Consider the following 23463-nt stretch of genomic DNA (forward strand, 5'->3'; position numbering starts at 1 on the left):
TCTCAAGAAACACTTTCAAATCAACCACTTCTACCACCTTTCACCGCTTGCGACGTTTGCTCGTCGCCAGCAGCGGATGCGTACTTTACGGATTTAGAAGGCACCCTGCAAGACCCTTCTGTAAAAAAGTTTGCGAAGTTTCGAGCAGCGAGTCGCGAGCACCGAGCCGTATAGTGCCAGAGGTCTACTCGTAGCTCGCGACCCACAGGGACGTGGGAAGTGCCCATGTTCGTCGGGAACCAACATGGGCCAGCTCGTAGCTCGTAGCTCAAATCGCCCACAGCGCCATGAACCGATCCACGGCAGTGGCCTCAAGCCGCTGCCGATCGCGACACAGGTTCATGATCTCCTCACAGCGCTGAGGGGGAAACCGCGTCGCCAGGTGGCGGGCAAACTTGTCGATCAACACCGGCATGCCCTCATCCCGACGACGACGGTGACCAATGGGGTACTCCACCGCCACCTTGTCGGTGGCGCTGCCATCGGTAAAGAAGACCTGTATCGCATTGGCGATGGAACGTTTGCTCGGGTCCAGGTAATCACGGCTGTATGCCGGGTCCTCCTGCACGATCATCCTGTCGCGCAACTGGTCGATGACCGGATGGTCACGATGGAAACCATCTTCATAGTGCTCGGCCTGCAATTCGCCAAAGGCCAGCGGGACTGCCGTCATGTACTGCAGGCAGTGGTCGCGATCGGCCGGGTTGGCCAGATCCCCCTGCTTGGAGATGATGCGTATCGCCGACTCATGGGTCGTCAGCTCGATACGCTCTATCTCATCCAACCGATCCTTGACCTCCGGGTACAATGTAACCGCCGCCTCACAGGCCGTCTGGGCATGGAACTCGGCAGGAAACGCCAGCTTGAACAGTACGTTCTCCATCACATAGCTGCCGAAGTCGCGCTGGAAACTCAGTCGACGCTGGGACGCTGGCTTGAGCGCCTGGTCGCTGTTGGTGTGACTGAAACAGACATCGATAAACCCCCATTGAGGTGCACTCAGTACACCGGGGATCCCCATCTCGCCGCGCATGGCAATATCGACCAACCGCACGGCGCGCGAGGTGGCATCTCCCGCCGCCCAGCTCTTGCGCGAGCCGGCATTGGGAGCATGGCGATAGGTTCGTAGGCTCTGCCCATCGACCCAGGCATGCGACAACGCTGACAACAGCTGTTCTCGATTCGCCCCCATCAGTCTGGCGATGGCCGCAGTGGATGCCACCTTCACCAGTAGAACGTGATCCAGTCCCACGCGATTGAAGGAGTTGTCCAGCGCCAGCACCCCCTGGATCTCATGGGCCCGAATCATCGCATCAAGCACATCGCGTATGGTCAGCGCAGTCTCCCCTCGCGCCACTCTCTGCTGCGAGAGATGATCCGCAACAGCGAGGATAGCGCCGAGGTTGTCCGATGGGTGGCCCCACTCGGCAGCCAGCCAGGTATCGTTATAGTCCAGCCAACGGATACAGGCGCCGATGTCCCAGGCCGCCTTGACCGGGTCCAGCCGAAAGGCAGTGCCCGGTACTCGTGCACCATGCGGTACCCATGTCCCCTCGACCAACGGCCCCAGATGCTTCAGGCATTCAGGAAAACGCAGCGCCAGCAGCCCACAGCCAAGGCTGTCCATCAAGCAATGGCGCGCCGTATCGAAGGCTTCATCACTCTCTATCTCGAACTCCAGAATGTAGTCTGCAATACGCTGGAGCTCCTGATCATAATCAGGACGGATATTGCTCTCGACGTTGCTCATGCTGACCTCCATCGGAACGAAAAACGCCACCCCGGAGGGTGGCGTCGCAGTCATCATGCAAGGACTTCGGCAGGAACCCTGACCTTTCCCTCCATCAATATCCTGGCACTTCGGCTCATGGTGGCCTCGGTCGCCACCCAGCAGCCCTCAACCTGGTCCACACCAGCACCGACACGTAGCGTTCCGGATGGGTGGCCAAATACGACGGATGTCCGCGCGTCACCACCGCCGGCGGCGAGGTTGACCAAGGTGCCGGGCACCGCCGCTGCCACACCGATCGCCACTGCCGCAGTGCCCATCATGGCGTGATGCAACTTGCCCATCGACATGGCACGTACCAGCAGGTCGACATCCTCGACAGCAATCGCCTTGCCACTGGATGCCGTATAGGCCCGAGGCGATGCCACGAACGCAACCTTGGGCGTGTGTTGGCGGGTCGCTGCCTCTTCGAGGTTGTGGATCAACCCCATACGCAAGGCACCGTGAGCACGCAGCATTTCCAGACGCACCAGAGCCTCGCCATCGGCGTTGATGTCGTCCTGCAATTCCGTGCCCCGATAGCCCAGTTCAGCAGCATCCACGAAGATGGTCGGTATCCCGGCGTTGATCAGTGTTGCACGAATACGCCCGGAAGCCGCCACCTGCTGAGGGACTTCCAACTCTTCGACCACATTGCCGGTGGGAAACATACTGCCCTCCCCCGCGGCCGGGTCCATGAAGGATAGCCCTACCTCGGCAGCCGGAAAGGTCACGCCATCAAGCTCGAAATCACCACTCTCCTGAACCTGCCCATCCACCACCGGTACACGCGCCACAATGGTCTTGCCGATATTGGCCTGCCAGATACGCACTTCGACCTCACCATTGGCCGGAATACGCTCTGCGGGGACGATGCCCATCTCGATGGCGCAAGGCCCCACGGCGGACGACAGGTTTCCGCAATTGCCGCTCCAGTCGACAAAGGCCGAATCAATGGAAACCTGGCCGAACAGATAGTCGACATCGTGCTGCGGCGACTCACTCTCGCTCAACAATACAACCTTGCTGGTGCTGGAGGTGGCCCCGCCCATGCCATCGGTCTGCTTGCCATAGGGATCCGGACTGCCGATGACGCGCATCAGCAGGGCATCGCGCTGCACACCGGGAGTACGAGCCACTTCAGGCAGATCCTCAACACGCAGGAAGACGCCCTTGCTGGTGCCGCCGCGCATGTAGATGGCGGGAATTCTCAGTTGAGGGGCAAAAGATGTATTCATCTCAGGCCACCTCCGATTCTAGGAAATCCTCGGCGAAACGCTGCAGTACCCCGCCTGCCGAATAGATGGAGACTTCCTCGAAGGTATCCAGGCGGCAGACCACCGGTACTCGATCGCTACTGCCATCGGTACGATGGATCACCAGCTCGAGCATGGCTCCCGGCGTTGGCCTGCCCTCGACGTCATACACTTCGGTGCCGTCGAGCCCCAGGCTGTGGCGGGTCGTACCTGCCTCGAACTGCAGTGGCATTACGCCCATGCCCACCAGGTTGGTACGGTGGATACGCTCGAAGCCTTCGGCCACGATGGCCTCGACCCCCGCCAACGCCACACCTTTTGCGGCCCAGTCACGGGAGGACCCCTGGCCGTAATCGGCACCGGCAATCACGATCAACGGCTGACCACGCTGCATATAGGTCTCGATAGCCTCCCACATGCGCGTCACCTTGCCCTCCGGCTCGATACGCGCCAGCGAGCCCTGCCTCACATTGCCTTGCTCGTCCCGCACCATTTCGTTGAACAGCTTGGGGTTGGCCAGGGTCGCACGCTGCGCGGTGAGATGATCACCACGGTGGGTCGCGTAGGAATTGAAGTCTTCTTCCGGCAGACCCATTCGAGCCAGGTATTCACCTGCCGCACTGTCCGCCAGAATCGCGTTGGAAGGCGACAGGTGGTCGGTGGTGATGTTGTCGGGCAGGATCGCCAGCGGACGCATTCCCTTGAGTGCACGTTCAGCCGCCATGGTGCCTTCCCAATATGGCGGGCGGCGAATATAGGTACTCGTCGGCTGCCAGTCGTAGAGCGGGCTCGGGGCCTGTTCCACGGCATCCAGGTCGAACATCGGAATATAGACCTGCTTGAACTGTTCAGGCCTGACGAACTCAGCGACGATGGCGTCGATTTCCTCGTCGGACGGCCACAGGTCCTTGAGGGTAATGGCATTGCCTGCCGCATCATGACCCAACACATCCTGCTCGATATCGAAGCGCACGGTTCCGGCAATGGCATAGGCGACCACCAGCGGTGGTGAGGCCAGAAACGCCTGTTTGGCGTAAGGATGGATACGGCCATCAAAGTTGCGATTACCGGACAGCACTGCAGTGGCATAGAGATCACGGTCGATGATCTCCTGCTGAATCGTCGGGTCCAGGGCACCGGACATGCCGTTACAGGTAGTGCAGGCATAGGCAACAATGCCGAAGCCGAGTTTCTCCAGTTCCGGCAGCAGGCCCGACTCCTCGAGATAGAGGCGCGCCACTTTTGACCCGGGCGCAAAGGACGACTTCACCCAGGGCTTGCGATCCAGTCCCAGTTGATTGGCCTTCTTCGCCAGCAGGCCAGCGGCTACTACGTTGCGCGGATTGGACGTATTGGTGCAACTGGTGATGGCGGCGATGATCACCGCCCCATCAGGCATCCTGCCTGCCTTTTCCTCTTCGCGCGCACGATCCAGGTCTACGGCGATGCCGCGCTCACCGAGCTCTGATGTCGGCAGACGACGATGAGGATTGGAAGGCCCCGCCAGGTTGCGCTCGACAGTGGACAGATCGAAGGTCAGCACCCGCTCGTACTCGGCCTGCTCCAGACTATCGGCCCACAACCCCGAGAGCCTTGCGTAGTTCTCGACCAATGCCACCTGCTCGGGCTCGCGGCCGGTCAGCTTGAGGTAATCGATGGTCTGCTCATCGATATAGAACATCGCTGCCGTGGCACCGTATTCCGGGGTCATGTTGGAGATGGTGGCTCGATCACCGATGGTCAGGCTGGAGGCCCCTTCGCCGAAGAACTCCAGCCAGGCTCCGACCACTCGCTGCTGACGCAGGAACTCGGTCAGCGCCAGCACAATATCAGTGGCGGTGATCCCCGGCTGTCGCTTGCCGGTCAACTCAACGCCAACAATGTCCGGCAGACGCATCATTGAAGCGCGACCCAGCATGACGCTTTCGGCTTCCAGTCCCCCGACACCCACGGCTATCACCCCCAGCGCATCGATATGGGGAGTATGGCTGTCGGTACCGACACAGGTATCCGGGAAGGCCACTCCATCCCGCGCCTGAACCACCGGCGACATCTTCTCCAGATTGATCTGGTGCATGATGCCGTTGCCGGCGGGAATCACATCCACGTTCTCGAAGGCGGTGCGTGTCCAGTCGATGAAGTGAAAGCGCCCTTCATTGCGGCGATCCTCGATGGCGCGGTTCTTGTCAAAAGCCTCGGGGTCGAAGCCCGCATGTTCCACCGCCAGCGAGTGGTCGACGATCAACTGGGTCGGTACCACCGGGTTGACCTTGGCCGGGTCACCACCCTTTTCGGCAATCGCATCCCGCAGGCCTGCCAGATCGACCAACGCTGTCTGGCCGAGGATGTCATGGCAGACAACGCGGGCGGGGTACCAGGGAAAATCCAGGTCACGCTTGCGCTCGATCAGTTGCCTGAGGGCATCAGTCAGCAGCTCGGGCTCACAGCGGCGCACCAACTGCTCACCCAGCACTCGCGAGACATAGGGCAGACGATCCCAGGCACCCGGCGCAATGGATTCCACCGCTTCGCGGGTATCGAAATAATCGAGCCCTGTACCGGGCAAGGGCTTGCGATAGTCAGTATTCATGTCGGCAGGTCACGGTATCAGACGCCGCGTCCCTGGGGCCGCGGCATTATGGATGGCACGTTCACGTCAGTATCTTCAGCTCGGGCACCTTCAACCCGCCACACCCTGTGCCAGGTTGAAGGTACACGACATCAGCTACGCTTCTCGATCGGCAACCACTCGCTATGCTCCGGGCCGGTGTAATCGGCGCTCGGGCGGATGATGCGATTGTTCTCACGCTGCTCGAAGACATGGGCACACCAACCGGTCACCCGTGAACAGACGAAGATCGGCGTGAACAACTTGGTCGGGATATCCATGAAGTGATAGGCGCTGGCGTGGAAGAAGTCGGCATTGCAGAACAACTTCTTCTCGCGCCACATGACTTCCTCGACACGCTCCGAGACAGCATACAGACGAGTATCACCGACATCCTCGGACAGCTTCTTCGACCATTCCTTGATGATGGCGTTACGCGGATCGGACTCGCGATAGATCGCATGGCCAAAGCCCATGATCTTTTCCTTGCGCTCCAGCATACCGAGGGTCTCACGCTCGGCCTCTTCGGCGCTCTGCCAGTCCTGGATCATCGCCATGGCGGCTTCGTTGGCGCCGCCATGCAGCGGTCCCCGCAACGAACCAATGGCCCCGGTCACGCAGGAGTGCATGTCCGACAGCGTCGAAGCGCAGACCCGAGCGGTAAAGGTAGAGGCATTGAATTCATGCTCGGCATACAGGATCAGAGAGACATTCATGACCCGCGCATGCAGCTCCGATGCTGGCTCATCGCGCAGCATATGCAGGAAGTGACCGCCGATGGACTCATCATCCGTCTCGGTATCGATGCGCACGCCATCATGACTGAAGCGGTACCAGTAACAGATGATCGACGGCAGCACCGCCAGCAGGCGGTCCGACACATCCTGCTGCTGCGAGAAGTCTTCTTCGGTCTCGAGATTGCCCAGCATCGAAGCGCCGGTACGCATCACGTCCATCGGATGTGCGTCAGCAGGGATCTGCTCAAGCACCGTGCGCAGCGCCTCAGGCAACCCTCGCAGACTCTTGAGCCTGACTATATAGGCATCCAGCTCCGCCTGGGTGGGCAACTTGCCTTTCAACAGCAGGTAGGCGACTTCTTCGAAACGGGCCCTGTCGGCCAGTTCCTTGATGTCATAACCGCGATAGGTCAGCCCCGAGCCGCTCTTGCCCACTGTGCAAAGGGCGGTGGAACCGGCACTCTGACCGCGAAGACCTGCTCCTCCAAGAGATTTATCTGCCATGGCGTGACTCCTGTCTTTATTGTGTACGTCTTATACAAACATCGTGTAGCTCGCGACCCACATGGATGTGGGAAGTGCGTGTTCGTGTCGGGAACACGAATAGCCGACCCACATGGATGTGGGAAGTGCGTGTTCGTGTCGGGAACACGAATAGCCGACCCGCATGGATGTGGGAAGTGCCCTTGTTCGTCGGGAACGGACACGGGCCAGCTCGTAGCTCAGTATTATTGATCGTTGCTTTCGGCAAACAGCGCGTCCAGCTTGCGTTCGAAATCGTGATAACCGAGCACGTCGTAGAGCTCATCTCGGGTCTGCATGATATCGACGACATCATGCTGATGACCGTTATCGTGAATGCTCTGATACACCTTGAGAGCGGCGGCGTTCATGGCACGGAATGCGGACAACGGGTAAAGCACCAGGCGGCACCCTACCTCCGCGAGTTCCTGCTGGCTGAATAGCGGGGTCGCGCCGAACTCAGTGATATTGGCAAGAATCGGAGCCTGGACTCGTTCACAGAAGGCACGGTAGTCATCAAGGGTATGCACGGCCTCGGCGAAGATGGCATCGGCGCCGGCTTCGATGCAGGCATTGGCACGCTCAATGGCCGCGTCGAGGCCTTCCTTCTGGAACGCATCGGTGCGTGCTATCAGGTAGAAATCTGGATCAATGCGCGCATCCGCGGCGGCCTTGACCCGATCGACCATCTCCTGCTGCGAGACGATGGCCTTGTTGGGTCGGTGCCCACAGCGCTTCTGTGCCACCTGGTCCTCGAGATGCACGGCGGCCACCCCGGCTCGCTGCATTTCCTTGACTGTACGCGCAATGTTGAAGGCTCCCCCCCAACCGGTATCGATATCCACCAACAGCGGCAGGTCACTGGCGCCACAGATGCGGTGAGCATCCTCGACCACATCATTCATGGTGGTCATACCCAGGTCCGGTAGACCAAAGGATGCGTTGGCGACCCCGCCACCAGACAGGTAGATGGCCTGATGACCGGCACGCTCGGCCAGCATGGCGGTATAGGCATTGATGGTGCCGACGATCGGCAAGGGGCGGTTGGCCTCAAGTGCCGCGCGGAACCGCGCGCCAGGTGTCATTGATGGCATGGGACTCTCCGGGTCATCAGATTCGTGTCAGCAACTCAATGCGTGGACGGCACCGTGGGACGGCTTACCACGCTGGGCTGGTCCTGCCCTTCCAGCGAAGCAGCGTAACGGGCCAGCACGTTTTCTCGGGAAGCCGCGACGTGGCGGCGCATCAACAGTTCGGCCAGTTCTGCATCGCCGGCCTCGATGGCATCCACGATGCGATGGTGCTCAACAAAGGCTCGCTGGGGGCGGCTACCACTGGCGCTGAACTGGGTGCGATACATCCGCACCAGGTAATAAAGGTCGTCGCAGAGCAAAGCCATCAACATGCGGTTGTGGCTGCCCTGAACAATGCGATAGTGAAAGTCCAGGTCACCCTCGCGCTGGTAATAGGCCTCGCCGCGCGCCAGGTCAGCCTGCTGTTCATGCACCGCCAGAACCTCGCGCAATCCAGTGATCTCGGCGGCGGTCATGTGCTCGGCAGCGATTCGGGCCGCCATACTTTCCAGTGCCTCGCGCACGTCGAACAGCTCCATCAGTTCCTTCATGGACAACTTGACCACCCGCGCGCCAACATGCGGCACACGTTCGATCAAGCGGTGCGCTTCCAGACGCCGCATGGCCTCACGCAATGGACCGCGTGAAATGCCGTAGGCCTTTGACAGCCCTGGCTCGGTAATCTTGCTGCCGGGAGGCAACTCACCGCGCACGATGGCATCCTGCAACTGGTGGAAAACCCGTTCGGCCAGCGTGCGGACCTCCGGGAGGGATGAGGTATCAGTATCTGGAGTATCCATGAGCTATTGTCGACAATAATGGCATGACAGAAATGTAAGGCAGCACGATACACGGGTCAATGCCCCTATGTAAGCCATGTTCTAGATCATTGGTTGTAGACAATGGCGGCTGGAAAGGTGTCACTGTCGACAATCTCTCGTCAAGCCGCTGGTGAGCGCCCTTTCACAAGCACCACATCAACACCCTACTCCAGCATGAGACCAGCAGAAGAAAGTCGCAGAGACGCAATCTACGGCGCAGACATTCTTCCGGCCTTTGCCTAGAATGATGCGCCTGAATCTGCAGAGGCCCAGCATGAACCCAGTGCTCGACATCGTTCCCGTGCCCTACCAAGGCGATCCGCTGAGCTACTTTCAGGCTCTGCGCCAACGCCCGGGTGCCGTATTGCTGGATAGTGGCCGCCCGCTGGCTCCCGGAGGACGCTTCGATATCATGGCAAGCGACCCGCTGGATAGCCTCGAAGTGGATCACGAGGGCAATTCCTTCAACTCCCGGGGACAAGCCGTCGCTGGCAACGCCTTCGCGGCTCAACAACGACTGCTGAATCGGCTGCCCGAGTGCACCATCGACAGCGAACTGCCCTTCCTTGGTGGTTTGATCGGCTACTGGAGTTATGACCTCGGTCGTCACCTCGAACCGATCGGTCAGCAGGCGCACCAGGTCGTGTCCCTGCCACTGGCTCGGGTTGGCCTCTACGACTGGGCACTGATCCAGGACCATGAACTGGAACAGAGCTGGCTGGTGGCCTCACCCGAGCGCCGCCGCCAGGTGGAGCAATGGTTGCGTACCCCAACGCAGACCGACGCCTTTCAACTGACCTCGGATTTCACCGCCAATCTGAGCGCCGAGCAGTATCAACAGCGCTTCGCTGCCGTGCAACGCTATATCAGCGCGGGAGACTGTTATCAGATCAACCTCGCCCAGCGCTTCAGTGCCGGCTACCGAGGTGACCTCTGGCAGGCATACCAGTACTTGCGTCAAGCCACACCAACGCCCTTTGCCGGCTACATGGCCTGGCAACACGGCCACAACCATCAGGCCATTCTGTCGCTGTCCCCCGAACGCTTCATCGAGTGCCGCCATTCATGCGTCGAGACCCGTCCCATCAAGGGAACTCGTCCGCGAGGCGCCACTCCACAGCAGGATGCAGCGCTGGCCCATGAACTGACCTCGAGTCTCAAGGATCGTGCCGAGAATGTGATGATCGTTGACCTGCTGCGTAACGACCTTGGCCGTGTGTGCCAGCCAGGCAGCGTTCAGGTCCCGCAGCTGTGCGGCCTGGAGAGCTACGCCAATGTGCACCACCTGGTCAGTGTCATTCGCGGCCAGTTGAGCGCGGACACTACGCCGCTGCAACTGCTCGAAGCCGCCTTCCCCGGCGGGTCGATCACCGGCGCTCCCAAGGTCCGCGCCATGCAGATCATCGATGAACTGGAGCCCGACCAGCGTAGTGCCTACTGCGGCAGTCTCGGTTACCTGGATATACGTGGCCATATGGACACCTCCATCGCTATCCGCAGTCTGGTAGCCGACGCCGGTCAGCTGCATATATGGGGGGGCGGTGGACTCGTGGCCGACTCGAACGGCGCAGAGGAATACGCTGAGACACTGGCCAAGATCGGCCACCTCATGACAGCCCTCATCACTCCGCAGTGACCAGCATAATGGCGATAAGAAGAGTGCCATTTAAAACCAACAGGAATAAATGATCCATAAATCGGTATTGGGGAAGCCCGTCACGGCTCTGGTAGGGTTACTCCATCTCGAATGCCATCATTCCGGAGCTTCCTCTATGGAACAGCAACTCGACATCATCAATCGTGATCTGGGCCAGGATCCTGAAGCCCTGATTCGCTGGTCTCTCGCCCAGGGCAACCAGCCCATCGTTACCACCAACTTCCGCCCGTTCGAGGCAGTCATTCTGCACATGGTCGCTTCCCAGCGACCGGACGTTCCTGTCGTATGGATGGACCACGGCTACAATACCGATGCGACCTATCGCTTTGCCGACGCGCTGGTGAAACGTCTCGACCTGAACCTGATCAGCTACCTGCCGAAGCGTACCCGCGCCCATCGCGAAGCCGTCGAGGGGCCTGCTCCGGGCATCGATGACCCGCGTCACGCCGCCTTCACTGAAGAGGTCAAGCTGGAGCCCTTCAACCGCGCTCTGCGTGAAATGGCCCCTGATGTCTGGTTCACGGCACTACGCGCCGAAGATACCCCGGAGCGTGCCCGCATGCTGCCGGTGTCACGCAATGCCGATGGCCTGCTGAAGATCGCCCCACTGCTTCAATGGACGGCCCGCGAACTCTATCAATATCTGCAGCGCCACGACCTGCCCAACGAATTCGACTACTTCGACCCCACCAAGGTCGAGGCGAAACGCGAGTGCGGTCTGCACCTCCAGCACTGAGCTCTGCCGTTGGCGAATGTCCCGAAGAAGAGGCCCCTCCATCAGGAGGGGCCTCTGCGTTTCTGAGTCGTGGAACACACTGGAATCAGCGTACCGGCAACTCGATGCCATCGAACAGCGAATGTTCGTGACGCGGCCCCGCCGCCAATGCCGCATCGACCAGGTCACGATCGAGATGTTCAGCGAAGCCCTGCAGAAAGTCGTACATATAGCCGCGCATGAAGGTACCACGACGAATACCGATCTTGGTGGTCGAACTCTCGAACAGATGACCAGCATCCAACGCCACCAGGTCATGGTCCAGCACCTCATCGACCGCCATGTGGGCAACGATCCCGACCCCCATGCCGAGGCGTACATAGGTCTTGATGACATCGGCATCCGCCGCTGTCAGCACCACATTGGGCGACAGCCCCTCGGTCCGGAAGGCATCGTCCAACTGCGAGCGCCCAGTGAAGCCGAAGACGTAAGTCACCAGCGGATGACGAGCCAGCTCCTCCAGCGTCAGGCTGGAGCTCTGGGCCAGAGGATGATCCCGCGGCACCAGCACACAACGATTCCAGCGGTAACACGGCAGCAGGATCAGGTCGTTGAACAGTTCAAGTGACTCAGTGGCAATAGCAAAGTCTGCCTGCCCCTCGCTGACCATCTGCGCTATCTGCCGTGGCGTGCCCTGCTGCATATGCAGAGCCACCTCGGGATAGCGCTGGGTGAAGGTGTGGATGACCGGCGGCAGACAGTAACGCGCCTGAGTATGGGTGGTGGCGATTGACAGACTGCCACGCCGCTCATCACTATGCTCCTGAGCTACATCCTTGATGTTGGCAGTCAAACGCAACACCTGGCCGGCCAGTTCGATGATCGATTCACCGGCCGGGGTAATGCGAGTCAGGTGTTTACCGCTGCGCGCGAATATCTCGACCCCCAGCTCATCCTCGAGCAGACGAATCTGCTTGGAGATCCCGGGTTGGGAGGTGAACAGGCTCTGGGCAGTGGCCGACACATTCAGGTTGTGTCGCGAAACCTCCCAGATATAGCGCAACTGCTGTAATTTCATGACCTACTCTCACTCCTCGAGCGGACGCGGCTAACCGACGCCAATGACGCCACACATCATAAAAAAGTGCCATAAAAAACTTTCCACTGATTACTTTATAGCATATAAAATAAAAATGCAGCCAGCGGCGCAACGAACAACAGAAGCTATCACGGCAATATTTGCCAGCCATCAGGTCGACGGCTAACATCGTCCGACCGGACACATCTGATCGTGTCCCCAAAACGCTCGATGAAGCGCAACGCAAACGGAGATTCACATGGCCAACAACGTCGATGTCACCAACGCCAACTTCGAGCAGGAAGTTCTCAAATCCGAGTCACCTGTGCTGCTGAAGTTCTGGGCGCCCTGGTGCGGACCGTGCAAGGTGATGGCTCCGGTGGTCGACGAGGTCGCCGGGGAACGAGAAGGATCGCTGAAGGTAGTCAGCATCAATGTTGACGATGCACCCGAGATTGCTGCCGAACAGGGTGTGCGTGGTGTGCCGACCGTAATGCTGTTCAAGTCCGGCACCAAGGTCGCATCACTGGTAGGTGCCCAATCCAAGTCTCAGCTGACTCAGTTCATCGAACAGAACGGCTGAGTCTGGCGCGCACTTTCCGCGCGGTAGAGATGAAACGACGACGCCCCGCTTGTGCGGGGCGTCGTCGTCTTCAGCATTGAGCGAAGCGTGATGTCTTGCAGGGCTATGACTTGCAGGACTATGACTTGCGGGAAACGCTGCGCCGCGCCCTCTCCCACAGCGGTCGCCTGGCATCTTCCACCGCTCCTCCGCGTGCCGGCCCCAGCAAGTGGGCGATCCAGCGTGTCTGGGGGTGGCTGTCCAGGGCTATCTTGAGCGTCATGGTCAACAGCACCGACAACAGCATACCGACCACGCCGAGGATCCAGCCCCAGACCACCAGAGAGAGGAAGGCCACGAAGGTGGAAAGCCCCAGTGCACGCCCCATGACACGCGGCTCGATCAGGTTCCCCATCACGAAGTTGATCACCAGGTAGACAAGACTCAGCAACAACGCCTGTGCCATGCCTCCATCCGGCGATACCAGCACCAGCAGTACCGGTGGTACCGCCGCAATCGCCGAGCCGATATTGGGGATATAGTTCAGCGCGAAGGCAAGCACAGCCCACAAGAGCGGAAAATCCACGCCCATCACCAGGCAGGCAATCCACACCAGTATTCCTGTCACCAGACTGATCACCGTCTTGACGGCCAGATAACGCTTCAGGGTGTGGCTGAACTCACCAAAACGCGCCAGACTGGGTGCCGGATTGGCCAACGCTCGTGACAACTTGTCACGAAAGTTGAGCGTCTCGAACATCAGGAACAGCACCATCATCCCGACCACCACACTCTGCATCATCAAGTTGCCAAGCTGTCCCAGCAGACCCGGTATCCAGCCCCCTACCTGCTCGGAATTGACCAACTCGGCCAGGCGTGTGGTATCGATGGCCAGCCCCATACTTGCCAGACTGTCCAGCATGCTCAGGTAATACTGGTAGAGCTTGTCCTCGATCCCCGGCAGGGCATCGACAAAGGTCCCGAAGCTGTTGACCAGCAGCAGTCCCAACAGACCTATCAGCCCCCCAAGCACGATCAATGTCAGCCATACCGACAGGCGGATACCCAGCCCACGTTCATGCAGCCATTGCACCGGAGCGGAGCATACTACCGCAATGAACAGCGACAGCATGATCGGTACCAACAGGCCAGCGCCCGCCCGCATCCCGGCAATGATGATCACCAACGCTGCTAGTGTCAGCGTCAGGTTGAGCGGCAACGCCTTCTCGTCGTCCAGCGCCCTTTCGTCATCCAGCGCCTTGCCATCTTCCGTCGTATTGTCGTCCATGGATCAGACCATCCTGTTTCAGGAAACGCCATCATGCCGCGACTATCGCTTCAGCACAAAGAAACGTTGTACTCCCTGGTGAGCATCACCCAACCGTCAACCATGCAAACAGTATGCATTGTCTCTCAACCCCGGAACCAAGCGGCATTCCAGGCGTCCCAGCTACAGGTCTCAGGTACTCGGGTCTCAGCTACACAGGTAGTCAGGACCTCAACCGGCAGTTGCCCAGGGTCGCCATCCGTTACCCTGTCAATCTCGCCTATAGCTGATTGCTGTTACCCTTGATGCTATCCCGTTGAACCCGGTCCCGTTATCCTCGTTCTCATCAGGCTCGCTCCCATTCTACAAGGAGGTTCTCATGCCCTATCCCCTCGTCCACTTCTCTCGCCCCTTCAGCCGTCTGGCACTGGTGACCGCTCTGGGTGCCGCCCTGTTCAGCACTCAGGCCATGGCCGAGCCAACAGAGTCCTCTCGCTTCATTGACGTCCAGGCAACAGCGGAAGTCGATGTCACCCCGGACGAAGCGGTGCTCAGCGCCCGCCTGTGGGAACTGACACCCGCCGTGCCGCAGGAGTCCGATCGTGGACACCAGGGCAATGAACTGGCCGAGGCTCGCGGGCAGCTCGAGGATCGCGCCGCCAGTCTGGTGGAGGCACTGGAGGCCGCAGGCCTGGACAGCGATGCCATCAACGCCGGCTCGCTGCATGTCCAGCAGGAAGTCCTGCACCGCCCTCAGGGTAACGACGACGCGCCGGTGCCCATGGTGCGCACCCGCCTGGAACGCCCCATCACACTATCCATTGCTGACCTGTCTTCGGTTCCGACCATCCTCGATGCATTGACCAAAGCCGGCGTAAACTCCCTCGATGGCATCACCTATGGTCTCGCCGACCAGTCAGCCGCTGATGACAAGGCACTGTCTCAGGCACTGGAGCGTGCCCGCGCCAAGGCGGAGCTGATGGCCGATAGCCTCGGCGTGGAGCTGGGCGATGTCATCAACGTCAGCGAGCTGACTACCCAGGGCTATCAGCCACGCATGATGGCGATGCGGGCCGAGGCAGCAGACAGCAGTGGCGGTGCCGAGTATCGCCCCGGCAGTATTACCATCGATGCTGGCGTCAATGTGCGCTGGGAAATCGAAGGTCAGGACGGTAACAGTAATGGCGGTGAGCAGTGATCCCTCGCTGGACACACTGACCAGGCTGCTCCACCCATGAGCCAGCCATAACGACGGAACCCCCGGCGCCATCAGCGACCGGGGGTTCTGCCTTCTGGAGCACAGCCTTGTCGACTGAACCCCGGACTATGTCAGTCCACTTGCCTGGCGGAGATCAGTTGATCCGTTCGATGCCGCCCATATAGGGCCGCAGGACCTCAGGCACCGTGATCGAACCATCCTCGTTCTGATGATTCTCCATCACTGCGATCAGACAGCGTCCCACGGCCAGTCCGGAGCCATTCAGGGTATGCAGCAACCGCGGCTTCTTCTCGCCTGCGACACGGAAGCGCGCCTGCAGGCGGCGGGCCTGGAAATCCTCACAGTTGGAAACCGAGGAAATCTCACGGTAGGTGTTCTGGCTCGGCAGCCATACCTCGAGGTCGTAGGTCTTGGCAGCCGAGAAGCCCATATCACCGGTACACAGGGTCACGACGCGATACGGCAACTCCAGCGCCTGAAGGATAGCCTCGGCATGGCCGCGCATTTCCTCCAGTGCCTCGTAGCTGCGTTCCGGCTCGACCAGTTGCACCATCTCGACCTTGTCGAACTGGTGCTGACGAATCATGCCGCGGGTGTCCCGACCATGAGAGCCTGCCTCGCTGCGGAAGCAGGGGGTATGTGCCGTCAACTTCAGCGGCAACGCCTTCGCTTCGACGATCTCGTCACGCAGCAGGTTGGTCAACGGCACTTCGGCGGTGGGGATGAGGTGGAAACCGCGCTCATCATCGAGGCGGAACAGGTCCTCGCCGAACTTGGGCAACTGTCCTGTTCCGAACAGCGACTCGCGATTGACCATGTAGGGGACGTAGCACTCCTCGTAACCGTGCTCCAGGGTCTGCTTGTCGAGCATGAACTGGGTCAGAGCACGATGGAGGCGAGCCACAGGGCCACGCATTACCGCGAACCGTGCCCCGGTCAGCTTGCTGGCCAGATCGAAGTCGAGATCACCGTTCTTGGCCCCGATGTCAACGTGGTCACGAACCTCGAAGTCAAAGGTGCGCGGCTCCCCCCAACGGCTTGCCTCGACATTGTCATCCTCGCTGGCTCCCGAAGGCACGCTCTCGTGGGGCAGGTTGGGAATACCCGCAGCAATATCGTCGCACTCGGCCTGTACCTCGTTGAGTGCCGCGGTGGCAGTGCTCAAGCGCTCGCCAAGATCGCTGACCTCATCCAGCAATGGCTGGATATCCTCGCCACTGGCCTTGGCCTTGCCGATCGCCTTCGAGCGGGTATTGCGTTCGTTCTGCAGGCGCTCCGCCTCGACCTGTAATTCACGGCGGCGGGACTCCAGAGAAGACAGTCGTTCAGTATCGAGAACGTAACCGCGGGTGGCCAATCGTTGCGCGACCGCTTCAAGGTCGCTGCGCAGCAGTTTCGGATCTAGCATGGAATCTGTGTCCGTCGCCTGTTGAGAGGGGGCTATATCGCCTTGTCTTGCCGTTGTCGCCGACTTTGACAACACCCTCTGAATCATCTTGGTGAAAAAGTCAGGGGCCTATTGTAGGCAAAAGCGCCCCGACTAGCACCTCCCCGCCTCGTATGAAGGCATGGCGCATATATGATGAAAATCGACGCCTCGCTGGATGCACGGCCCTCCGCACTCGGGTAGAGTGCCCTGACCGACATGAAAAAGTTATCGCGCTCCCTCCCCCCAGCGCCGATAACCGCTACCGACCGAGACCATGATTGCACCACTGCCCAACGCCACTGCGCCCCAGCTCGATCACCACTACATCGACTTTATCGAGGCCTTGAAGGCGGCCGGGTTCGAGGGCGAAATCGCCCCGGACTATGCCAGCCGCACCGTGCTTGCGACCGACAACTCGCTCTACCAGCGTCTGCCCCAGGCGGCGGTGTTTCCACAACATGCCGAGGATCTCGAACGAGTAGCACGGCTGGCTGGCGAACAACGCTTTCGCGCGGTTCGCCTCACGGCTCGCGGAGGAGGCACCGGTACCAACGGTCAGTCACTGACCGATGGCATCGTGGTCGACGTCTCTCGTCACATGAACCAGATCCTCGAGATCGATGTCGAGAACCGCCGAGTCCGGGTCCAGGCCGGTGTGGTCAAGGATCAGCTCAACGCTGCCCTCAAGCCCCATGGCCTGTTCTTCGCACCAGAGCTGTCGACCTCCAACCGCGCCACCCTGGGCGGCATGATCGCGACGGATGCCAGCGGCCAGGGCAGTTGTGAGTACGGCAAGACCCGCCATCACGTGCTGGAGCTCGACAGTTTCCTGATTGGTGGTGAACGCCTGACCAGTCGGGCCATCGATGACGACGAACTCGAGCACCTGTGCGCCGAGGACTCGACGACAGGACGAGTCCATCGCATGGCCCGCGAGATCATCGATACCCAGCGCCAGCTCATCGAGGATATCTTTCCGCCTCTCAACCGCTGTCTGACCGGCTACGACCTCGCCCACCTGCGCGAGGAGGATGGTCGCTTCAACCTCAACAGCGTGTTGTGTGGTGCCGAAGGCTCATTGGCCCTGACCAACGAAGCGCTGCTCAATGTGCTGCCGATCCCGAAACATTCGACCCTGGTCAATGTGCGCTACACCAGCTTCATGGATGCCCTGCGCGATGCTCAGGCGCTGATGGCGGGTGACAGCAACCCTACCTCGATCGAAACGGTCGATGATAAGGTGCTCAACCTGGCGATGGAGGATTTCGTCTGGGACAGCGTGGCCGAGTTTTTCCCGACAGGAGGGCAAGGCAGCCCAGCCATCGCCGGCATCAACCTGGTCGAGTTCAATGACGACGATCCACAGCGTCTCCGCGAGAGAGTGGCCGACTTCTGCCATCACCTGGAGCAGGATGACAGTGTCCCTCGCCTCGGCTTCACCCTCGCCGAGGGCCGCGCCGCCATCGGCCGTGTCTATGCCATGCGCAAGCGTTCGGTAGGCCTGCTGGGTAACGTCCAGGGCGAGAAACGCCCACTGCCCTTCGTCGAGGACACCGCGGTCCCCCCCGAACACCTCGCCGACTTCATCGCCGAATTCCGCGCCCTGCTCGACAGCCATCAATTGGAATACGGCATGTTCGGGCATGTCGACGCCGGGGTGCTTCACGTACGCCCGGCTCTGGACATGAAGGATCCTGCTCAACAGCAGATGATCCGTCCGATTTCCGATGGGGTGGCGGCCCTGACGCAGAAATACCATGGTCTGTTGTGGGGAGAACACGGCAAGGGGGTGCGCTCGGAATACGCGCCACGCTTCTTCGGTGAACTCTACCCCAGCCTCCAGCGGCTCAAGGGGGCCTTCGACCCCCACAACCAACTCAACCCCGGCAAGATTGCCACGCCACTGGCCGAAGACGTCGCCGGGGCAGCCATCGACCAGGATCCCGGCCTGCTGGCCATCGATGGCGTCACCATGCGTGGCGACCTCGACCGCGAGATCGATGAACGGGTGTGGCAGGCGCATGCCGACGCGGTGTACTGCAACGGCAACGGCGCCTGCTACAACTATGACCCCAACGATGCCATGTGTCCGTCCTGGAAGGCGACCCGTGACCGGGTGCATTCGCCCAAGGGCCGCGCCAGCCTGATGCGAGAGTGGCTACGCCTGCAGGGCCAGGCCGGTATCGACGTAGTCGAGGAATCTCGACGCAAGAAGGCCGAGGGCGTTGGTGGCTTCATCCGCCACCTGCCGGTACGGGCCCTCAACAGTCTACGTGGCAAGGACGATTTCTCCCACGAAGTGTACGACGCCATGGCCGGCTGTCTGGCGTGCAAGTCCTGCGCCGGCCAATGTCCGATCAAGGTCAATGTTCCGACCTTTCGCTCGCAGTTTCTCGAGGTCTATCACGGCCGCTATCTGCGTCCGCTGCGTGACTACCTGATTGGTGGACTGGAGTTCCTGCTGCCCTGGCTGGCCCCCATCGCACCGCTGTACAACGCGGCCCTCGACAACCGCCTGGTGGACCGCTTGATGGCCAATGGCCTGGGCATGGTCGATAGCCCGCGCCTGTCGCGTGCGCGGCTGAAGAAGCTGCTGAAGGCCTGGGGCGTTGCCGAGGCGACACCGGTATCACTGGGACGCCTGACCGAACGCCAGAAGGCCAACAGTGTGGTGCTGGTCCAGGACGCCTTCACCAGCCATTTCGAAGCACAGCTAGTCGCCGATGTCGTGGAGCTGCTGTCGCGACTGGATATCCGTGTCTTCGTCGCTCCCTACAAGCCCAACGGCAAGCCACTCAATGTCCAGGGCTTTCTCGGTGCCTTCGAGCGCACCGCCAGCCGCCAGGCAAGGCAGCTCAAGGCATTGGCCGACAGCGGTGTGCCACTGGTGGGCATTGACCCGGCCATGACCCTCGTCTATCGCCAGGAGTACGTCAAGGCACTGGGGGCCGACCAGGTTCCTGAAGTGTTGATGCTTCAGGAATGGCTGCTGTCGCTGGGTCCTCGCATCGTGCCCTCCGCAGTGAATATGGGTAGCGAGGAGCCATTCTCGCTGCTGAGCCACTGCACCGAGAAGACCCAGGCACCGGGCAGCCCGCGGGCCTGGCAGCAACTGTTCGAGCGCTTCGGTCTGACGCTGGCAACACTCCCCAGCGGCTGCTGCGGGATGTCCGGCACCTACGGCCATGAAGCCCGTAATCTGGCAACCTCGAAGACCATCTATGCCCAATCATGGCAGCCCGTGGTCGAAACACAGGGTAGTGGCGAACGCCTGCTGGCCACCGGCTATTCCTGCCGCAGCCAGGTCAAGCGACTCTCCGGTACCCGGCTGCCCCACCCGCTTCAGGCGCTGCTTGGTGCGTTGCGCAGGGCAAGCTGAGGTCAACGGCTGCTGACCATGTGTATGACGCCAGGGGCCACGAAAGCAAAGGGCCATGAAAACAAGGGCCCCGTCTCGAGACTATCGAGATGGGGCCCACTTGCATTGCACTTGCCAGAGACAGTGCGATTCGGCAAATCGCCGATCAATGTCGCCAGCGCAACCGTTGATCAGCACTGGCAAATGACAAGCCTCATAGCATCATGAAGGGCCTCATAGCATCATGAAGGGCCTCATAGCATCATGAAGGGCCTCATAGCGTCATGAAGGGCGTGTCCTCACCCTCACTGAACAGATAGACCTCATAGGGCTCCTGCTGCGGTCCGGGCATACCGGGAGTACCAATCGGCATCCCCGCCAGACCAATACCAGCAGCATCCGGCTGTTCCTCGAACAGCTTTTCCAGCGCCTCCAGCGGCACATGTCCCTCGATCACATAGTCGCCCATCTCGATGGTATGGCAGGCACCAAGCCCATGGGGAATACCCGCATCCTCCTTGATCTGCGCCAGCTCGGTGGTTTCGACAATCTTCACATCGGCACCGGTCTCTTCCTCGAGGAAACTTGCGTACTCGTCACAACAACCACAATTGGGGTTCTTGTAGAGGGTGGCCTGATCGGGCATTTCGGCCTGAGCGAGGGTCGAGCCCAGCATCAGGGCGCCGGACAACATCAGCGGAAAGGTATAGTGGTTCATGGGCGATCTCCCTTGATTGCGTTTCCCTTGACTGCATTTCCCTTGAAAAACATAAGCCTGGCCAGTGCGGTAGCCGCCAGGCCGATCAGCAACAGAACGGCGAGTGGCATCAACCAACCCACCCAACCCATCGAGTCCATCCAGGCAAGGCATTCGGTCAACATCATCATGGTGTGACTCCTGACAGATATTCAGCATCTACGGACGACCGGCTCGATGGCCCATCGTCTACGAGTGTGTTGAAACGTCAGGATCTGGGAGGTCGCCTGGGCGGCGCAGAAATGTATTCCACCATGGTCAGTACGGGCGCACTGGCCAGCGGCTCAGGGGAAACAGCAAGGCCTGGCGGTACAGCCGGCAAGGTCGCACAGCTGGCACACTTCGAGGCACTTTCGCCGGACATTGCACTGTCATCGCTCATCGACATCTGGGCGACGGAACAGTCGGAAACACAGGGATGCATCGCAGCATGCCCGGTCAAACTGGGCAGCGACAACAACAGGATCAACAACAGAGCCACCAGGCGGTGACTCGTCATCATTCCATACACTGTGTATTTCCAGTGGCTTCTCACGTGCGCTTACTGTCTCCCGATCAACAAACAACAGATAACAACGGCCTGTTCCTGGCATGGAGCCTTGCAGGAGCAGGCTTCCACATCAACACCATACCGGTTTCCGCTACCGCCGCAAGCCATGTGCAGCACCAGGGTTACGACATCGAGCACTGCTGGTGAATCTGGTCTTCCCCACGCCGCGGTCAACCCAACTCAAGAGCCTTGCAGGCCAATAATTCAGAAGAACAGGCTACGCAGGCCTTCGCCGGGATCATCCTGGCGCATGAAGGTCTCGCCCACCAGGAAGCCATGCACATCGTGCTCACGCATGCGCAGCACATCATCGCGGGTATGGATACCCGACTCGGTGATTACCGTGACATCGGGTGGCACCCGAGGCAGCAGTTCCAGAGTCGTCTCCAACCGCGTGTTGAAGGTGTGCAGATCACGGTTGTTGATGCCCACCAGGCTCAGGTCAAGCGCCAGGGCACGTTCCAGCTCCAGTGCATCGTGGACTTCCACCAGCACATCCATGCCAAGTTCGGTGGCCTGCTGATGCAGGTCCTTCATCTGGGCGTCCTCAAGCGCGGCGACGATCAGCAGGATGCAATCGGCGCCGATGGCACGCGCCTCACTGACCTGGTAACCATGCACAATGAAGTCCTTGCGGATCACCGGGAGCGAACAGGCGTTGCGTGCCTCGACCAGAAAATCCTCGTGTCCCTGGAAGAAGTCCGCGTCGGTCAGTACCGACAGGCAGGCAGCCCCGCCCTGCTCATACTGGGCCGCGATCTCGGCAGGGTGAAAATCCTCCCGGATCAGCCCCTTCGACGGCGATGCCTTCTTGATCTCGGCGATCACCGCCGGATCGCCCTCGCGGATACAGTTCGCAAGTGCGGACACGAACCCTCGTGGCGCGCTCTGCCCCGCGGCGCGTGCCAACAGCTGCTGCTCACTCACCTGCTGCTGGCGGCTGGCCACTTCCTCGTCCTTGCGCACGAGAATCCGGGTCAGGATGGTCGGTGTATTGGTCATGGTGATGTTCCTTGTTGTGACACGATGACTCGCTATGCGCGAAAGCCTGCTATTGCGAAAAGACCCGAGTGAAGTTCGCCAGCTCCTTCATCTTTTCCAGCGGCAACTTCGATGCCTGGGCATCCTGAGCCATCATCACCCCTTCCTTGAGGCTGACAGAGACATCCGCCGCGTACAACGCCGCTCCGGCATTCAACGACACGATGTCAGCCGCTGGTCCTTCGCCAACCAGCGCCTGCTGAACCAGACGCAGACTGTCTTCTGCCGTCTTGACCTTTAGCGACTCCAGTGACTGACGCTCTATCCCCACATCCTCCGGGGTCAGGGTATAACGGCGGATCTCGCCATCCTTGAGCTCGGCGATCTGTGTCGGTGCCGCCAGTGAAATCTCGTCGAGGCCATCCTCGGCGTGAGCCACGAGTACATGGTGGCTGCCCAACTGCTGCAGCACCTCCGCCATCAGTGGCACCAGCTCCGGAGTGTACACACCCAATAACTGATTGGGCGCACCGGCTGGGTTGGTCAAGGGGCCAAGGATGTTGAACAGGGTGCGCACGCCCATCTCGCGACGCGGGCCGATGGCATGGCGCATGGACGGATGGTGATTGGGAGCAAACATGAAGCCAACGCCGACTTCATTGATGCAGCGAGCTACCTGTTGCGCATCAAGGTTCAGGCCAATGCCGGCGACCTGGAACAGATCGGCACTGCCTGACGACGACGACACCCCGCGGTTACCGTGCTTGGCCACATGTGCCCCAGCTGCGGCTGCAACGAAGCTTGATGCCGTGGAAACATTGAACAGGTTGGCACCATCACCGCCGGTACCGACGATATCGACCACGTTCTCACAATTCAGGGTCACCGGTGTCATCAGTTCACGCATGACCCTGGCGCACCCGCCGATCTCGTCGGCGACTTCACCCTTCATCGCCATCCCCATCAGGAAGGCGGCAATCTGAGCATCGGTAGCCTCACCGGTCATGATCGTGTGCATGACGGCATGGGCCTGGTCGAGGCTGAGATTTTCCCGACGCAACACCGCGCCGATCGCTGCTGTTATCTGCATATTGTTCGCTCCTCG

Annotated in this window: 19 protein-coding genes; 6 read left to right on the forward strand and 13 right to left on the reverse strand. The window is 60.3% G+C overall.

Annotation, left to right across the window (positions count from 1 at the left end):
• Positions 1–268 precede the first annotated feature (268 nt).
• The 6 genes from BUE38_RS21495 to BUE38_RS21520 form a co-directional block, all read right to left on the reverse strand.
• Positions 269–1750 (reverse strand): bifunctional 2-methylcitrate dehydratase/aconitate hydratase, encoded by a 1482-nt coding sequence (locus BUE38_RS21495; protein WP_073437300.1) that lies wholly within the window; start codon positions 1748–1750, stop codon positions 269–271.
• Positions 1751–1803: 53 nt separating this feature from the next.
• Complete coding sequence (gene prpF, locus BUE38_RS21500; RefSeq protein ID WP_073437301.1) at positions 1804–3006, reverse strand: 2-methylaconitate cis-trans isomerase PrpF; 1203 nt, start codon at positions 3004–3006, stop codon at positions 1804–1806.
• 1 nt (position 3007) lies between these two features.
• Positions 3008–5614 (reverse strand): Fe/S-dependent 2-methylisocitrate dehydratase AcnD, encoded by a 2607-nt coding sequence (acnD, locus tag BUE38_RS21505; RefSeq protein WP_073437302.1) that lies wholly within the window; start codon positions 5612–5614, stop codon positions 3008–3010.
• 131 nt (positions 5615–5745) lie between these two features.
• Entirely contained in the window at positions 5746–6873 is a 1128-nt protein-coding gene (gene prpC / locus BUE38_RS21510) for a bifunctional 2-methylcitrate synthase/citrate synthase (RefSeq protein ID WP_073437303.1), read from the reverse strand.
• Between the two features lie 224 nt (positions 6874–7097).
• On the reverse strand, positions 7098–7985 hold the full coding sequence (gene prpB, locus BUE38_RS21515) for a methylisocitrate lyase (protein ID WP_073437304.1): 888 nt from the start codon (positions 7983–7985) through the stop codon (positions 7098–7100).
• 35 nt (positions 7986–8020) lie between these two features.
• On the reverse strand, positions 8021–8764 hold the full coding sequence (locus BUE38_RS21520) for a GntR family transcriptional regulator (RefSeq protein ID WP_073437305.1): 744 nt from the start codon (positions 8762–8764) through the stop codon (positions 8021–8023).
• A 295-nt stretch (positions 8765–9059) separates the two neighbouring features.
• Here BUE38_RS21520 and pabB point away from each other — a divergent pair, with 295 nt between their 5' ends.
• Positions 9060–10421 carry an aminodeoxychorismate synthase component I gene (pabB, locus tag BUE38_RS21525; protein WP_073437306.1) on the forward strand — a complete coding sequence of 454 codons (1362 nt, stop codon included), beginning with the start codon at positions 9060–9062 and terminating at the stop codon, positions 10419–10421.
• 136 nt (positions 10422–10557) lie between these two features.
• On the forward strand, positions 10558–11178 hold the full coding sequence (locus BUE38_RS21530; RefSeq protein WP_073437307.1) for a phosphoadenosine phosphosulfate reductase domain-containing protein: 621 nt from the start codon (positions 10558–10560) through the stop codon (positions 11176–11178).
• A gap of 85 nt (positions 11179–11263) precedes the next feature.
• Here BUE38_RS21530 and cysB read toward each other — a convergent pair whose 3' ends face one another.
• On the reverse strand, positions 11264–12235 hold the full coding sequence (gene cysB, locus BUE38_RS21535) for an HTH-type transcriptional regulator CysB (RefSeq protein WP_073437308.1): 972 nt from the start codon (positions 12233–12235) through the stop codon (positions 11264–11266).
• A gap of 259 nt (positions 12236–12494) precedes the next feature.
• On the opposite strand from cysB, the gene trxA reads away from it, so the two are divergent.
• Entirely contained in the window at positions 12495–12818 is a 324-nt protein-coding gene (gene trxA, locus BUE38_RS21540; RefSeq protein WP_073437309.1) for a thioredoxin, read from the forward strand.
• Between the two features lie 118 nt (positions 12819–12936).
• Here the strand turns inward: trxA and BUE38_RS21545 are convergent, their stop codons facing one another.
• Positions 12937–14085, reverse strand: coding sequence for an AI-2E family transporter (locus BUE38_RS21545; RefSeq protein WP_073437310.1), 1149 nt, complete (start codon positions 14083–14085; stop codon positions 12937–12939).
• A gap of 358 nt (positions 14086–14443) precedes the next feature.
• Here BUE38_RS21545 and BUE38_RS21550 point away from each other — a divergent pair, with 358 nt between their 5' ends.
• A complete protein-coding gene (locus tag BUE38_RS21550) occupies positions 14444–15262 on the forward strand; it encodes an SIMPL domain-containing protein (protein WP_073437311.1) in 819 nt (272 codons plus the stop codon).
• A gap of 154 nt (positions 15263–15416) precedes the next feature.
• On the opposite strand, the gene serS is transcribed toward BUE38_RS21550, so the two are convergent.
• On the reverse strand, positions 15417–16691 hold the full coding sequence (serS, locus tag BUE38_RS21555) for a serine--tRNA ligase (protein ID WP_073437312.1): 1275 nt from the start codon (positions 16689–16691) through the stop codon (positions 15417–15419).
• 295 nt (positions 16692–16986) lie between these two features.
• On the opposite strand from serS, the gene ydiJ reads away from it, so the two are divergent.
• Positions 16987–20091: a D-2-hydroxyglutarate dehydrogenase YdiJ gene (ydiJ, locus tag BUE38_RS21560; RefSeq protein WP_073437313.1), complete on the forward strand. Its 3105-nt coding sequence runs from the start codon at positions 16987–16989 to the stop codon at positions 20089–20091.
• A gap of 253 nt (positions 20092–20344) precedes the next feature.
• Here the strand turns inward: ydiJ and BUE38_RS21565 are convergent, their stop codons facing one another.
• On the reverse strand, positions 20345–20788 hold the full coding sequence (locus BUE38_RS21565) for a DUF411 domain-containing protein (RefSeq protein WP_073437314.1): 444 nt from the start codon (positions 20786–20788) through the stop codon (positions 20345–20347).
• Complete coding sequence (locus BUE38_RS23040; protein ID WP_159438917.1) at positions 20785–20958, reverse strand: hypothetical protein; 174 nt, start codon at positions 20956–20958, stop codon at positions 20785–20787. Before BUE38_RS23040 ends, BUE38_RS21565 begins: the two co-directional genes overlap by 4 nt.
• A gap of 287 nt (positions 20959–21245) precedes the next feature.
• Here BUE38_RS23040 and BUE38_RS23045 point away from each other — a divergent pair, with 287 nt between their 5' ends.
• A complete protein-coding gene (locus BUE38_RS23045; protein WP_159438918.1) occupies positions 21246–21524 on the forward strand; it encodes a hypothetical protein in 279 nt (92 codons plus the stop codon).
• Between the two features lie 57 nt (positions 21525–21581).
• Here BUE38_RS23045 and trpC read toward each other — a convergent pair whose 3' ends face one another.
• Both trpC and trpD read right to left on the reverse strand, forming a co-directional pair.
• A complete protein-coding gene (gene trpC, locus BUE38_RS21575; RefSeq protein ID WP_174788055.1) occupies positions 21582–22379 on the reverse strand; it encodes an indole-3-glycerol phosphate synthase TrpC in 798 nt (265 codons plus the stop codon).
• Between the two features lie 49 nt (positions 22380–22428).
• Entirely contained in the window at positions 22429–23448 is a 1020-nt protein-coding gene (gene trpD / locus BUE38_RS21580; RefSeq protein WP_073437317.1) for an anthranilate phosphoribosyltransferase, read from the reverse strand.
• Positions 23449–23463: the final 15 nt, after the last annotated feature.

Origin of the sequence: Halomonas cupida (assembly GCF_900142755.1) — a bacterium.
Taxonomy (GTDB): Bacteria; Pseudomonadota; Gammaproteobacteria; order Pseudomonadales; family Halomonadaceae; genus Halomonas; species Halomonas cupida.

Bases quoted from the DNA above. Each gene is read 5' to 3' on its own strand.
- BUE38_RS21495 (WP_073437300.1), bottom strand. From the start codon at position 1,750: ATGAGCAACGTCGAGAGCAATATCCGTCCTGATTATGATCAGGAGCTC.
- prpF (WP_073437301.1), bottom strand. From the start codon at position 3,006: ATGAATACATCTTTTGCCCCTCAACTGAGAATTCCCGCCATCTACATG.
- acnD (WP_073437302.1), bottom strand. From the start codon at position 5,614: ATGAATACTGACTATCGCAAGCCCTTGCCCGGTACAGGGCTCGATTAT.
- prpC (WP_073437303.1), bottom strand. From the start codon at position 6,873: ATGGCAGATAAATCTCTTGGAGGAGCAGGTCTTCGCGGTCAGAGTGCC.
- prpB (WP_073437304.1), bottom strand. From the start codon at position 7,985: ATGCCATCAATGACACCTGGCGCGCGGTTCCGCGCGGCACTTGAGGCC.
- BUE38_RS21520 (WP_073437305.1), bottom strand. From the start codon at position 8,764: ATGGATACTCCAGATACTGATACCTCATCCCTCCCGGAGGTCCGCACG.
- pabB (WP_073437306.1), top strand. From the start codon at position 9,060: ATGAACCCAGTGCTCGACATCGTTCCCGTGCCCTACCAAGGCGATCCG.
- BUE38_RS21530 (WP_073437307.1), top strand. From the start codon at position 10,558: ATGGAACAGCAACTCGACATCATCAATCGTGATCTGGGCCAGGATCCT.
- cysB (WP_073437308.1), bottom strand. From the start codon at position 12,235: ATGAAATTACAGCAGTTGCGCTATATCTGGGAGGTTTCGCGACACAAC.
- trxA (WP_073437309.1), top strand. From the start codon at position 12,495: ATGGCCAACAACGTCGATGTCACCAACGCCAACTTCGAGCAGGAAGTT.
- BUE38_RS21545 (WP_073437310.1), bottom strand. From the start codon at position 14,085: ATGGACGACAATACGACGGAAGATGGCAAGGCGCTGGATGACGAAAGG.
- BUE38_RS21550 (WP_073437311.1), top strand. From the start codon at position 14,444: ATGCCCTATCCCCTCGTCCACTTCTCTCGCCCCTTCAGCCGTCTGGCA.
- serS (WP_073437312.1), bottom strand. From the start codon at position 16,691: ATGCTAGATCCGAAACTGCTGCGCAGCGACCTTGAAGCGGTCGCGCAA.
- ydiJ (WP_073437313.1), top strand. From the start codon at position 16,987: ATGATTGCACCACTGCCCAACGCCACTGCGCCCCAGCTCGATCACCAC.
- BUE38_RS21565 (WP_073437314.1), bottom strand. From the start codon at position 20,788: ATGAACCACTATACCTTTCCGCTGATGTTGTCCGGCGCCCTGATGCTG.
- BUE38_RS23040 (WP_159438917.1), bottom strand. From the start codon at position 20,958: ATGATGATGTTGACCGAATGCCTTGCCTGGATGGACTCGATGGGTTGG.
- BUE38_RS23045 (WP_159438918.1), top strand. From the start codon at position 21,246: ATGCATCGCAGCATGCCCGGTCAAACTGGGCAGCGACAACAACAGGAT.
- trpC (WP_174788055.1), bottom strand. From the start codon at position 22,379: ATGACCAATACACCGACCATCCTGACCCGGATTCTCGTGCGCAAGGAC.
- trpD (WP_073437317.1), bottom strand. From the start codon at position 23,448: ATGCAGATAACAGCAGCGATCGGCGCGGTGTTGCGTCGGGAAAATCTC.